Source organism: Lentzea sp. NPDC004782, assembly GCF_040609115.1.
In the GTDB taxonomy this organism is placed as follows: domain Bacteria; phylum Actinomycetota; class Actinomycetes; order Mycobacteriales; family Pseudonocardiaceae; genus Lentzea.
Genome location: NZ_JBEXJN010000004.1, coordinates 163,222 through 176,375, shown reverse-complemented (window position 1 = coordinate 176,375; position 13,154 = coordinate 163,222). Strand labels below are relative to the sequence as shown.

Below are 13,154 nucleotides of genomic sequence, written 5' to 3'. Positions count from 1 at the left end.
CAGCACCGGCCTCGCGGCGTTCCACTGGTCCGTTCAGTGGAACGCCGCTGGTCTGCGCGGCCGATTTGCTCCATCGGTGGAACTGGATCACCACCGGCTGCGTCATCCTTTGAGTCCGCTGCCGCCGTAGGAGGGAATGTTTCGGTGCCCGAGGACATCGCCGGGTCGGAGCAGATGCTCGCGAACTGGAACCAGAACATCCAGGAACGCGCCGCTCGCTACCAGGAGATGGCGACGCGCGTGCAGGGCATGACGATCTCCGAGCGGTCGTCCGACGGTTCCGTCCAGCTGACCATCGGCTCCAACGGCATCCTGCAGAACCTCGTGATCAACGAGTCGGCCGCCGGCCGGCGCATGGCCGAGATCAGCGGCGAGATCATGAAGCTGTTGCAGCGCGCGCAGTCGAAGATCCCCGCGTTGCTGCAGGAGGCGATGGCCGAGACCATCGGCACGCAGGACGAGACGGCCAACGTGCTCTTCAACGAGGCCAAGAAGAACTTCCCGGCGCCGCCCGCGGACGACCCGCCCGCGCGTTCGCCGTACGACAACAACGAGATGAACTTCCGCGTGGAGGACGACACCCCACCGCCGCCACCTCCTCCCGTGCGCCGCCGCCCACCGTCGGATGACGACGACGACTTCGGCGGGAATTCGGTGCTCCGCTGATCTTCTGTCCGTTGCCCGAACTTGAGGGGGTTCGATGACCGCCGGTGGTTTCAACGTCACCTCGGACGTGCTGGAAGCGCACGCCAAGGCCCTGGAGGGCCTGCACGGACGGTTGCAGGCGGCCGTGGACGCGGCCGGCACCGTGTCGATGCCCACGGACGCGTACGGGATCATCTGCCAGCCGTTCCGCATGCTGCTCGACCCGGTCGAGAACTGGGGCCAGAACGCGCTGAAGGGCGTGGCCGAGGCGATGGACTCCACCGCCAAGCGCGTCACCGAGACCGCCAAGCACTACCAGGCCGTCGAGGACCAGATCGCCACCACGCTGAAGGGCTTCTGATGTCCACACCGAACCCGTTGGTGGCACAGGCGCCCAAGGAACCGTCCGGTTTCTTCAACGCCGGCACCGGTGACAACGGCTGGGCGACGGGTTTCTCGATCGCCGACTCCGCGGTCGACGCCTACAAGGGCATCTCCGAGGGCAGCTGGATCGAGGGCGGCCTCGGCGTGGTCGGCCTGGTCGCCGACGCCGCGTCGATGGCCATCGACCCGTTCGGCACGCTCATGTCCTCCGCTGCCTCGTTCCTGATGGAACACATGCAGCCGTTGAAGGACGCCCTCGACTGGCTGGCCGGCGACCCGCCGGTGATCCAGTCGTACTCCACGACGTGGGGCAACGTCTCGCAGGAGCTCGGCAAGGTCGCGGCCGACTACAAGGCCGCCGTCGACGCCACCGCGTCGTGGACCGGCACCGCCGGTGACGCCTACCGCAAGGCCGCGGGCGAGCAGCTGGACGCGTTGTCCGGCGCGGCGTCCACCGCGGGTTCGGTCGGCACCGTCGTCGGCGTCATGGGCATGGTCGTCGGGTTCGTGCGCGAGATGGTGCGCGACCTGATCGCCGACCTGGTGGCCAAGCTCATCACGTGGGTCCTGGAAGCCGTGTTCTCGCTGGGCTTCGGCACGCCGGTGATCGTCGCTCAGGCCGTCACCGCCATCTCCAAGTGGGCCACCCGCATCGGTGAGCTGATCCAGAAGCTCATCAAGACCATCAAGAAGGTCTCGCCGCTGCTCGGCCGTCTGACCGAGATCTTCACCAAGATCATGAAGGTCGTCGGCAAGCTGGCCGGCAAGGCGACCGGTCTCGACGTGATCTCCACGAAGTCCATCAAGCCGGGCGGTCTCCTCCACCGCACCGGCACCCCGGACCTCTCGCCTTCCGGCGGTCACGGCACCCATTCGTCCACACCGGACTCTTCACCGTCCACTCCGGACGGACCGTCGCACACCCCGGACAGCCCTTCACACACCCCCGACAGCTCGTCCACTCCCGACGGTCCCTCGCGAACCCCGGACAGCTCGTCCCCGTCGGCACCCGGCGGCCCTTCGCACACCCCGTCGCGCACGCCGGACAGCTCATCCCCGTCGTCCGCCCCGTCGCCGTCGCGAACCCCCGACAGCCCGTCGAGCCCTTCCCACGCGCCGGACAGCTCGTCTCCCGACGCACCGTCCCCGTCGCGAACCCCGGACGCCTCCCCGTCCACCCCCGCGGCCCCGCACACGCCGCCCGCCCCGCACCCCTCGTCCGCTCCGGACGCCCCGCCCCCACTCCGCAACACGGGTCAGACCGTCTCGTCCTCGGTGGCGCCCCCGGTGGACGCTCCGCACCGCCCCGACGCCCCACACGCTCCGTCCCGGACACCGGACACCGCGTCCACCCCTCCCCAAGCCACCCCCACGGGCGGCGGCGGAACCCCGAACACGCCCGGCAACGCCCCGTCCACCCCATCGGCAGCCCGCCCGTCGCCAGGCGGTCAGGGCTGGACCGGCACTCCTGGCAGCCGAGGCGACCTGGGCTCGGGCACCCCGGCCCCGCGCTCCCCCGACATGTCGACGTCGGCCTCCCGCGCCGACGCCCCTTCCCGCCCGTCCTCGATGCCGTCCACCCCCGCGGCTCCGTCCACGCCGTCCTCGCCGTCGATGCCCTCCGCTCCGGGCGCCCCGGCCGCGGGTATGCCGCACGCCCCGTCCGCAGGCACCCCGCACGCGGGCTCCCCGACCCCCGGACGCCCCGGCGCGACCTCTCCGAGCCGCTCCACCGCCCCTTCCGCAGCGGCCCCGCACGCACCGTCCACTCCGAACACGCCCTCGGCAGGAGCGCCGCACACCCCGTCGTCAGGCGCTCCGATGCGCGCACAGCCGTCGGCCCCGAACGCACCACACGCGCCGTCGGCTCCGACGCGCCCGAACACTCCGCAGGGTGGCCCGTCCGCCCCGCACAGCCCGAACGCCCCGTCTCACGGCCCCAACACGCCGTTCCGACCGGACGGCGGCCCCTCACGTCCTGGCGCACCGCACGGCGGTCCGTCGGCCCCGTCACGTCCCAACGCTCCCAACGCTCCGTCACGTCCGGGCGCACCGCACAACAACACGATGCCGTCGGCGCGAACCGACGCTCCCCACGCCCCGAACGCTCCCCACGGCGGCCCCAACGCGCCGCACGGCGGTCCGAACGCACCACACGGCGGCCCGAACCGTCCCGACGCCCCCAACCGTCCGGATGCGCCACGCCGGCCGGACAGCCCGCACCACCCGGACCGCGGGCGCCCCGGCGACCGTCCCGACGGCACGAGGCCCGACGGCTCGCGGCCCCACAACCCGGCCGACCCCCGCTCCCGCGGCACCGACACGGCCAAGGCCCCGCACTCCACCAGCCCGGAAGCCGCGACCCCGCACCGTCCCGACGCCGACAAGCCGCACCACGGCCCAGACGCGGACAAGCCGCACGACAGCCCAGACGCGGACAGGCCGCACGACGGCGACACCGACGCCCCGAACAGCCACGACCCGGACGCCGACCGCCCGTCCCCGGAGGAAGCGCACCAGCGGCACGCCGAAACCACCCCGGCCGGTGTGTCCCACCACGGCGGCGACCCGGACATGGGCGACCTGCCGCACAAGGTGCCCAACGACCCCCGCTTCTTCACCGCGGACGTCCACATCACCCCGGACGGCAGGGCCCGCATCGGCGGTCACGACTACACCCCCGCCGAGTACGCGGACATGCTCCGCCGCTCCGGCTACGACGGCAGCAAGCCCGTCCGCCTGATCGGCTGCGACGCCGGCAGCAACGACTTCGCCAAGCAGCTCTCCAAGCACCTCGACGCACCGGTCGTGGCCCCCACCAAGCCCGCCTGGACCGACAGCCACGGCCGCGTCTTCACGAGCGACCCCGAGATCCGGCCCGACGGCACCCGCCAGCCGAGGATCCCGCCCAACGGCGAGTGGGAGACCCACCACCCGGACGGCTCCAAGACCAAGGCGAGTGACGACGGCTTCGCTCCCGGCACTCACGACAAGGACAAGGACCTCGACCCGCACGACGCCAAGGACCGCGCGGCCGACGGCACCGACACGTCGGGCAGCCAGCCGGACAACGACCCGCGTCCCAAGGTCACGATCGACGCGAACCACCCGGACGCGCCGCTCAAGAGCAAACCGTTCGGCCGTGAACCCGACGGCACGCCCAGCGTGCTGCAGCCGAACACCCGGTACGAGGTGACGGACAAGGCGGGCCGCGAGCGCGGCACCTTCATCACGGGCGACGACGGGCGCATCAAGGAGGTCCACACGACCTCCGGGGAGAAGGGCAACTGGCGGCCCGACAGCCGGAAGCCCTTCCCGGACGCCACGTATCACGTCACCGGCCAGCACGGCAGCGTGTACCACTTCCACACCGACGCCGACGGCCGCACCCACCGCATGGAGGGAGAGCTGGTGCACACCGGCTCGGACGACGCGCGCCGCAGCCCGGACCAGGGCCCGGTCGGCCACGAGGGCCGCGACGAGTACCGCGAGCACAACAAGAAGACCATTCAGGAGTTCCGCGACAAGCACGGCCGCGACCCGCAACCGCACGAGGTCACTCTCTACGAGGACGTCGGCTGGAACGGCGGCCACCTCGCGGGCACCGAGTTCGACGGTCCCGGCGAGTACGTCAACATGGTCCCGATGCTGGAGGACCTCAACCAGCGTCAGGCCGGCACCACACTGGCCAACAACTTCCGCGCGCTCGAAGAGCACTGGGGCGACCTGCTCAGCCAGACGCCGAAGCCGAAGCTGGACGTGCAGATCGACATGACGTACCCCGATGGTAAGAAGACCCCCACCAAGATTCGAGTGCAGTACTGGGTCGACGGGGTACCGGAGCCACCTCTGGTCTACAAGAACATCCCGCCCCGGAAGATGTAGCCAACGGGAAGGAACTGTCTCGTCATGTCGGAACCCGGTCCGCTCTCCCCTCCCGAGCAGGAGGAAGTGGTTCAGAACGTCTGCGCGGCCCTCGTGGGGGAAGCTCCCGCCGGCTGGCAGCAGATCCGGTTCGAGTTCTACTCGACGGTCGGCATCGACAGCGCCAGGTTCGAGATCACGGCGGAGGACGGGAGCGAGGTCAAGCTCGCTCCCCCGATGAGCGCCATGGACCCGCTCGGCGACCTGCGGACGGAGATGTACGAAGAGGGCAAGGGGAGCTGGTTCACGGCCAGGATCGTGATCAACCCGCCCGGCAGCTACTCCGTCGAGTACGACTACGACAACGAGCCGGCCTTCAAGCCGCCGCTGCAGGCCGACGTGTACGCCCTCGACTTCGAGCACTTCCCGCGCTCGGAGGAGAACACGCCGGAATGGCTGCGCGCGAAACTCGCCGAAGCGGCCAAGACCGAGTGACGGAACCGGCTCCGCCGGGCGCTGATCAGCTCCTGGCCGAGCTGCCCGGGACCTCACCGGCCGGATGTTCCAGTGGGCACCGCCGCAGACCGTGACCGAGCGGTTCCGCGAGGTGCGCCAGTCGATGACGGGTCCGCGGACCACCTGGTGCACCGCGCGACTCGACGTCGAGTACAGCGGCGGGGAGAACCTGAAGTCCGGCCGGACCGCCGAGCCGCGGTGGATCACTGCGCCGCCACCCGAGGCGTACCGGGAGGAGCTGCGCCGGGCCGGTTCTGCCGGCGTCCTGCCGGACTGGTTGCGCGCGAAGCTGGTCGAACTGGGCATCTGAGGACTCGGTCCACCCACGCGGACATCGGCCGCCCGATAAGATCAGCGGGGTTTGCACGGGGAAGAGGGGCGAGGACCACATGAGCCAGCCGGCGACACCGCTGAGCGAGCAGGACCAGCAGCAGCTGGTGCGGCAGATCGGCCGTGCCATGCTGCCGGCCGTACCGCAGGGCTGGCAGCGCATCCGGGCCGAGTACCGCGCCGCGGGCAGGCACATCGAGGTCGACCTCGCGTTCTCGGGTCCCGACGGCCAGCTGCGGCCGGTGCGCCCGCCGATGGACGTGGTGCAGATGTTCGGCCAGCTGCGCGGTGGCATGTACCACCCCGAGCGCGGCACGTGGCTGAGCGCGACGTACGAGATCGAGGCGCCGGCGGCGTTCACGGTCGACTTCAACGCCGAGGACGAGCCGCGCTGGCGCAACGTGCCGCCGCCCATCGGTTTCCGCGACGAGCTGCAGACGTTCCCCCGCCCCGACCGGCTGATCCCGGACTGGTGGCGGCAGCGCGTCGGCCTGCCGCCGCTGCCCGCGCCCGAGCCGGAACCCCAGCCGCAGCAGGAGTACCAGGTTCCGCCGCCGAGCCAGGCACCGCAGCCGGACCAGCCGCAGACGGGCGAGCTGCGGACCGCGCGCGTGTACGACGGCAAGAGCGACGACGGCCGGATCGTGGTCAACCGCCAGCCGATCGACCCGCAGCTGGTCGACGGCCTGCTCGCCTACCTGGAGTCGGCGCCGGTCGTGCTGGCCGCGCGCAGCTACGACCTCGACGAGTTCTCGCAGAGCGGTGAGCAGGACGTGCCGCTCAACTTCCGCACCGACGGCACCTGGATCTGGGCCGGCGCCGTGCCGCACTACCTGCGCAAGTACGGCCTGCCGCCGGAGCCGGAGCTGGTCGCGCACGTGGTGGCGCGCGGTTTCCAGGTCGGCGAGGTCAGCGACCAGACGCAGGACCGCGCGGTGTCGATCATCACCGGCCAGGCCTGAACGGATCAGTGCCGAACGGTGGGCTCGGGTTGCCGAGCCCACCGGGAGCCGAGACGATCCAGCCATGCAACGGTGGTGGCTCTTCACGGTGCGCGGGGTGTTCGCTGTCCTGTTCGGCCTGGCGGCCCTGATCTGGCCCGGCCTCACCCTGCTCGTCCTGATCATCCTGTGGGGCGCCTACGCGTTCGTCGACGGCGCGATGATGCTGTACCTGACGCTGACCCACAAGGAGTGGCCCGCCCGCTGGGCGCTCGGCCTGATCGGCCTGCTGGGCCTGGTCACGGGTCTGATCGCGTTGTTCTGGCCGGGCATCACCGCGACCGCGCTGCTGCTGCTGATCGCGGCGTGGGCGCTGGTCACGGGCGTGCTGCAGATCGTCGACGCCATCCGCCTGCGCAAGGTGATGACGAACGAGTGGTTCTACGTCGTCACCGGTGTGCTCACGGTGCTGCTCGGCATCATCCTGGTGGTGAACCCGGCCGCGGGCGCGCTCGCGTTCGTGATCACCATCGGCGTGTTCGCGATCCTGTGGGGTGTGGTGCTGGTGCTGTTCAGCTTGCGGTTGAAGCAGCTCGACGGCGGTCTCGCACAAGCCGCACCGCGAGTGTGACCAGCACGGCGATCCCGACGAACACGTAGAGGTTGCCGATCGCCTGCTGCCACCAGGCCCAGTTCCGTTCGACGTCGTTGTCGTTCGGGAACAGCCAGTGCGGCCCGACCACGAACACCGCCACGATCGCCCACGGCGCCCAGTGGCGGCGCAGCGAGGCGCGCGACAGCAGCACGAGCGCGGGCCCGATCCAGATCCAGTGGTGGCCCCACGACACCGGCGAGATCAGCAGAGCGCCCACCGCCACTACGAAGAACGCCTCGATCTCGCCCAGCCGTGCGGCCAGCCACCACACCGTCGCCACCACCAGCAACGACACCACGAGCCAGACCGCGACCTGGGCGCCGTTGTCCAGACCGAAGCGCGCCAGCGTGCCGCGCACCGACTGGTTCGCCGTGTAGGTGAGCCGTCCGACGCGGCTCGGGTCGAGCAGCGCGTGCGTCCAGTACTCCTTCGCGTCGCCGAACGCGATCACGAACCCGAGCAGCCCGAAGACCAGGAACGACGCGATCGACACGAGCACGGGCTTCCACTGCCGCCGCGCCACGAAGTACAACGCGAAGAACGCCGGCGTCAGCTTGATCGCGGCCGCCAGCCCGATCAGCGCGCCGCGCGGCCACCACCGGGTGCGTTCGAGCAGGCAGTCGGCCATCACGAGCACGCCCAGCAGGAGGTTGATCTGTCCGAACCACAGCGTCTCGCGCAGCGGGTCGAAGACCGACGCCACGGCCGCCGCGCCCAGCCCCCACTTCACGGCCTCCGGCCCCCAGCCGACCACGCGCTGCGCGGCGATCAGGCACAGCGCGGTGAGCATCGCCAGGTTCGCCGCCGCCACCACGAAGATCGCGACGACCAGCGGCACGAGCGCCAGCAGGCTGAACAGGGCGGCGGCGATCGGCGGGTAGGTGAACGGCAGGTCGGGACCACCGAGCGGCTTCGCGAAGCCGTCGACGTAGAGGGGGAGGCCCTGCAGCAGCGCGTCACCGCCGGTGCGGTAGACGCGCAGGTCGAGCGACCACTCCGGCGGGCGGAACATCACGTACGCGAGCGTGGCGGCCATGACGGCGGCCCACGCGAAGACGACCCGCTTGGAGCCCCGGTCCAGCTGCATCGGGAAATGGTAGCGATGTGCCAGATGAGGCCCACGTCACCGTTCTGGACCGGAAAAACCCACGTAGCGTCATTGCGTGACCGCGCAACGTCGAACGTTTAGGGTCAATGTGCTCACAAGGCGCACAAATGCGCACGCGCGGGATATTCTGTGCGCATGAGTCCCGCGCTGGAGACAGTGCTGGCCAAGGCCGGCCTGCAGGTGAGCCCTGACGAGTTCCTGGCCCTCGTGACCGACGCGGCGCGCAGGCTCGCTCCACCGCACCCCGAACCGGCCACCTACTTCACGCCGGACCAGCAGGCGGCACTCACCGACGTGGGCCTCGACCTGTCCCCGGCCGACCAGTCCGACTCCCGGCCGCGCACCCGGACCGTCGTGGCACACGCCGTGCTGCGCGACTCGGCCCTGACCGTCAACGAGGCGGCACGCCAGCTGCAGGTCGACACGAGCCGCATCCGGCACCGCCTCGGCGTGGGCAGGCTCGTGGGCTGGAAGGACAGGGGCAGCTGGCGGCTGCCCGCGTGGCAGTTCGCGGGCACCGGAGTCCTGCCGGGCCTGGAAACCGTGCTGGCGGCGATCCCGTCAGACCAACCGGCACTGGTCGTCGCCGCGTTCATGACCACCCGCCAGGAGGACCTGCCCGTCGACGGCGAGCCCGGCACCCCGCGCGACTGGCTGCTGGCCGGAGGAGACCCGCGCCGCGTCGCCGACCTGGTCTCCGTGCTCGGCACCCCCGCCTGAGCGCTCCCGAACACCCGACAGGACCCGAATGTCACGGCTTCCGCAGCCGCCTGCCCCTGCCGTGCTGCAAGCGCACCTGCGCCGCACCGAGGACGTGGTGGCCGTCCACCGCGCCACCCGTCTGGTCCGCGTCTTCACGGCCAAGGGCTCCCACCCGCAGCGCTGGAACACGTTCCGCTACACCGGCCCGCTCCCCCACGCCCGCTTCGACGCGCAACAACCGGCCGAGGACGGCAGCCCGGTCCAGGACCACGAGAACGGCGTCCTCTACTTCGGGCTGTCCGTGCGCACCTCGATCGCCGAGGTCTTCCAGGCCACCTCGATCGTGGACCGCCGCACCCGCAGCCCTTTCCTCGTGGTGCTGCGTCCCCGGCGCACGCTGCGGCTGCTCGACCTGGGCGGACTGTGGCCCACCCGCGTCGGTGCGTCGCAGGAGATCTCGACGGGACCGAAGCTGGTGACCCAGGCCTGGTCCCGGGCGATCCGGGCGGCCTATCCCGAGCTGGACGGGCTTTGGTACCGGTCGTCGATGGACTCCGGTGACCCGGCCATCTGCCTGTGGGATCCGCCTGGGGCTTCCGGGCTTCCGGCGGCACCGGACGTGTTGCTGCCGTTGGACCATCCTGGTCTCGACCTGCCGTTGGCGCGCGTGTGCGAGGAGCTCAACTACACGCTGCTGGGGTGAGTCCAGTCCATTCGGGACTCATGGCCCTGGTAGGCCGATCGGCCGCACACCTAGCCTGAACGGATGCGGTTCGCGATCGCCGGGGGTGGTGTGGCCGGGCTGGCCGCCGGTCTGGCGGTGGCGCGCGCCGGGCATCGGGCGGTCGTGGTGGAACGCGACCACGTGACGGCGCAGGACGGGCCGGAAGACGCGTTCGACGTCGTGCGCAAGGGCATTCCGCACTTCCAGCAGCCGCACACGTTCCTGCCGCGCGGGCGCAAGGTGTTGCGCGAGCTCGCGCCGGACGTGATCGGCGCACTGCTCGACGCGGGCGCGGAGGAGCAGGACCTGGCCGCGCAGCTGTCGGGTCCGCGGCAGGCCGGTGACGAGGACCTGGTCTACCTCTGGGTGCGCCGGCCGGTGGTGGAGTGGGCACTGCGGCGCGCCGCGGCGGCCGAGCCCGGCGTGCGGCTGGTCTCCGGCAGGCAGGTCACCCACCTGGTGCCCGGCGCGAGCGGGTTCCACCTCGACGACGGCGAGGAGGTCTGCGCGGACGTCGTGGTCGACGCGCTCGGGCGGTACCGGTGCCCGCCCGGCTGGCCGCGCGCCCGGGCCGAACCGACCGAGTGCGGCTCGATCTACTACTGCCGCTACTTCGAGCTCGTTCCCGGTGCCGAGCACCTCGCGGGGCCGTGGCTGCTCAACCCGCGCGGCGACCTCGGGTACATGGGGTTCAACACCTTCCGCGGCGACAACCGGACCTTCGCGGTGATCTTCATCGTGCCCACCGCGGACCACGAGCTGAGGTTGCTGAAGGACAACCGCGCGTGGGAGGCCGCTGCCAGAGCCTGCTCGCCGCTGGACGTGATGACCTCACCGGATCACGCGCGGCCCATCACCGACGTCATGCCGATGGGCGGTCTGGCCAACATCGACCGCACGAGAGGTTCCGGCGTGCCAGGGCTCGTGCCCGTCGGCGACGCGTTGTGCCACACCAATCCCATGTTCGCCTACGGGCTGTCGTTCGCGTTGGTGCACGCACAGGCGTTGGGTCGTGCCAGCCTCGCGCACACCACGCCCGAGGACGTCTCGGAGGCCTACCTCGCCGACGTCGGCCCGGAAGCCCGCGAACGTCACGCCTTCTCGCTGGAGTTCGACGCGGCGCGCAACGCGGCCTGGAGCGGCACGCCGGTCGACCTCAGCCGCCGCGACGGCTGCTATCCGCTGTTCTCGTTCACCGCCGCGCTGGCCACGGCACCGCACGACGACCACGTGCTGCGCCGGACCGTCGGACGCGTCGGGCTGCTCGACCGGCTCTCGGTCTTCGACACCGACGGCGACCTGCACGACCGCATCGAACGGATCTGGCCGCAGCTCACCCGCGCGCCGGCCGGGCCGCCGCGCGAGGAGCTGCTCCGCCTCGTCACCGCGGACCTGGTCAGCCCTTGAGGTGGCGGTCCCACCACTCCAGCACCGCGTCGAAGCGCTGCCTGCGGTGCCGCGGCTGGCCGGACCGGGTCAGCTCGTGGCCCTCGCCCGGGAAGATGAGCATCTCCGCCTCGACGCCGCGCCGCCTCAGTGCGACGAACATGCGCTGTGCCTGTTCCAGCGGACAGCGCCAGTCCTGTTCGGAGTGGACGACCGCGAACGGCAGGTTGATCTTCTCGACGTAGGTCAGCGGCGACATCGCGCGCTGCACCTCGGGATCGGGGCCGCAGTAGGCGTCGGCGAAGAAGTAGCCGATGTCCGAGGAACCCGAGAAGGAGTCCCAGGCGTTGACGGCGCGCTCGCTCCAGGCCGCGCGGAACCGTTCGCCGTGGTGAGCGGACAGCCACGACGTCATGAAACCGCCGTAGGAGCCACCCATCACGCCGACGCGTTCGGAGTCGCAGTCGGGCCGGGCCAGTGCGGCGTCCAAAAGGGACAGGACGTCGTCGACGTCGACCGTGCCGAACTTGCCGATCACCGCCTGCCCGTGGGACTGGCCGTACCCGGCCGAACCGCGCGGGTTCGGCAGCACGACGGCGTACCCGGCGGAGGCGTAGACCTGGGCCTCGTCGAAGAAACCCCAGCTGTGGTACATGAACGGACCGCCGTGCACGGCCAGCACGACCGGGTGCGGGCCGTCGCCGTCGGGCAGCACGAGCCAGCCGTGCACCGGGTAGCCGTCGGAGGCCGAACCGGACAGCTCGACGACCCGGCGCGCGTCGACCGACGGAAACGCCGTGCGCACACCGGTTCCGACGAACTCGACCTGACCAGGACTGTCCGGGGTGGACACGACGGCGACCACAGTGGACCCGTCGGTGGCGAAGGACTTCACCGCGGCCGACGCACCGGTCAGCACCTCGCCGGGACCGCCGTCGAACGGAATCCGCCGCAGCTCCAGCGCACCACGGTTGCGCACGACGAGCAGCACACCGGCGGCATCGGCCACGGGCTGACCGGAAAGCCGTTCCACGTCAACGGTTTCGGCATCGGTGAGGCGGACGGGGGAAGAGCCGTCCAGCTCCGACCGCCACAGGCCCAGGTTGCGGGCCACCGCGTCGATCCCGGTGAACTCGGTGCCCAGCCAGTACAGCGACGATCGGGCGACGAACGGCATCGAGACCTCGCCGGCGCCGCGCACGAGCAGCGAGACCTCGCCACCGGCGGCGGGAACGGTGCACAGGTCGCCGTGCAGGGTCTCGACCGCGCCGAGGTCGCGCGGTGCCACGAACACCAGCGTCGAGTCGTCGATCCAGGCCGGGTCGGAGACGTCGAACGTCCCGTCGGTCAGCTCGGACACCGTGCCGTCCAGGTCCACGACGTGCAGGCGCGTGCGGCGGTCGGCGAGGAAACCGACGTCGTCGACGCGGTAGTCCAGGCGCGTGATGCGGCGCGGCGCCTCGGCCTCCGGACCGTCGTCGTTCGTGCCGTAACGACCGGCCTCGGGCACGCGCGCCACGAACGCGAGACGCGACGAGTCCGGCGACCACACCGGGGCACCGGCGCCCAGCGGCAGATCGGTCAGGCGCCGGGGCTCGCCGCCGTCCACCGGGGCGACGTACAGCTGCGGCTTGGACTTTCCGCTGACGCGCAGGAACGCGACCGAGCGACCGTCCGGTGAAATGCGCTGCGCATTGTCGCGATCACCGTGTGTCCACGGCGTTGTGGTGCCGTCGGGGAACACCCGGTGCAGGCCGCCCCGGTAGGTGTTCGAGTCGAGATCAGGCTTGGCGATGCTGACCAGCACCAGGTCGCCGGACACGGCGAGGGTGCCGGGCGTGGTGAGCAGCGACAGTTCTTCGGGGCGCACGCCCAGGACGCTAACAGAGCTTGTTAGCA

General features: G+C 71.1%; 12 protein-coding genes. 10 read left to right on the top strand and 2 right to left on the bottom strand.

Annotated elements, in window-relative coordinates; translation table 11 throughout:
* Positions 1–144 precede the first annotated feature (144 nt).
* The 7 genes from ABZV40_RS05635 to ABZV40_RS05605 all read left to right on the top strand — a co-directional run bounded on the left by ABZV40_RS05635 (position 145) and on the right by ABZV40_RS05605 (position 7,311).
* Positions 145–666: a YbaB/EbfC family nucleoid-associated protein gene (locus ABZV40_RS05635; RefSeq protein WP_355436314.1), complete on the top strand. Its 522-nt coding sequence runs from the start codon at positions 145–147 to the stop codon at positions 664–666.
* Positions 667–700: 34 nt separating this feature from the next.
* Positions 701–1,006, top strand: coding sequence for a type VII secretion target (locus ABZV40_RS05630; protein ID WP_355436311.1), 306 nt, complete (start codon positions 701–703; stop codon positions 1,004–1,006).
* Complete coding sequence (locus ABZV40_RS05625; protein WP_355436308.1) at positions 1,006–4,914, top strand: DNA/RNA non-specific endonuclease; 3,909 nt, start codon at positions 1,006–1,008, stop codon at positions 4,912–4,914. The genes ABZV40_RS05630 and ABZV40_RS05625 overlap by 1 nt, the downstream gene beginning before the upstream one ends.
* A 24-nt stretch (positions 4,915–4,938) precedes the next feature.
* Positions 4,939–5,388: a hypothetical protein gene (locus ABZV40_RS05620; protein ID WP_355436306.1), complete on the top strand. Its 450-nt coding sequence runs from the start codon at positions 4,939–4,941 to the stop codon at positions 5,386–5,388.
* A gap of 64 nt (positions 5,389–5,452) precedes the next feature.
* The gene (locus ABZV40_RS05615) at positions 5,453–5,719 is read left to right on the top strand and encodes a hypothetical protein (RefSeq protein ID WP_355436303.1); all 267 of its coding nucleotides are present in this window, start codon (positions 5,453–5,455) and stop codon (positions 5,717–5,719) included.
* Between the two features lie 79 nt (positions 5,720–5,798).
* Positions 5,799–6,701, top strand: coding sequence for a hypothetical protein (locus tag ABZV40_RS05610; RefSeq protein ID WP_355436299.1), 903 nt, complete (start codon positions 5,799–5,801; stop codon positions 6,699–6,701).
* Positions 6,702–6,765: 64 nt separating this feature from the next.
* On the top strand, positions 6,766–7,311 hold the full coding sequence (locus ABZV40_RS05605; protein ID WP_355436296.1) for a DUF308 domain-containing protein: 546 nt from the start codon (positions 6,766–6,768) through the stop codon (positions 7,309–7,311).
* Here the strand turns inward: ABZV40_RS05605 and ABZV40_RS05600 are convergent.
* A complete protein-coding gene (locus ABZV40_RS05600) occupies positions 7,253–8,422 on the bottom strand; it encodes a glycosyltransferase 87 family protein (RefSeq protein ID WP_355436293.1) in 1,170 nt (389 codons plus the stop codon). The genes ABZV40_RS05605 and ABZV40_RS05600 overlap by 59 nt on opposite strands.
* 156 nt (positions 8,423–8,578) lie before the next feature.
* Here ABZV40_RS05600 and ABZV40_RS05595 point away from each other — a divergent pair, with 156 nt between their 5' ends.
* The 3 genes from ABZV40_RS05595 (at position 8,579) to ABZV40_RS05585 (ending at position 11,276) form a co-directional block, all read left to right on the top strand.
* Positions 8,579–9,163 (top strand): DNA-binding protein, encoded by a 585-nt coding sequence (locus ABZV40_RS05595; protein WP_355436290.1) that lies wholly within the window; start codon positions 8,579–8,581, stop codon positions 9,161–9,163.
* Positions 9,164–9,191: 28 nt separating this feature from the next.
* Entirely contained in the window at positions 9,192–9,848 is a 657-nt protein-coding gene (locus ABZV40_RS05590; protein WP_355436287.1) for an RES family NAD+ phosphorylase, read from the top strand.
* A 63-nt stretch (positions 9,849–9,911) separates the two neighbouring features.
* Positions 9,912–11,276, top strand: coding sequence for a hypothetical protein (locus ABZV40_RS05585; protein WP_355436284.1), 1,365 nt, complete (start codon positions 9,912–9,914; stop codon positions 11,274–11,276).
* Here ABZV40_RS05585 and ABZV40_RS05580 read toward each other — a convergent pair.
* Positions 11,266–13,125: a S9 family peptidase gene (locus ABZV40_RS05580; RefSeq protein WP_355436281.1), complete on the bottom strand. Its 1,860-nt coding sequence runs from the start codon at positions 13,123–13,125 to the stop codon at positions 11,266–11,268. The genes ABZV40_RS05585 and ABZV40_RS05580 overlap by 11 nt on opposite strands.
* Between the last annotated feature and the right edge of the window lie 29 nt (positions 13,126–13,154).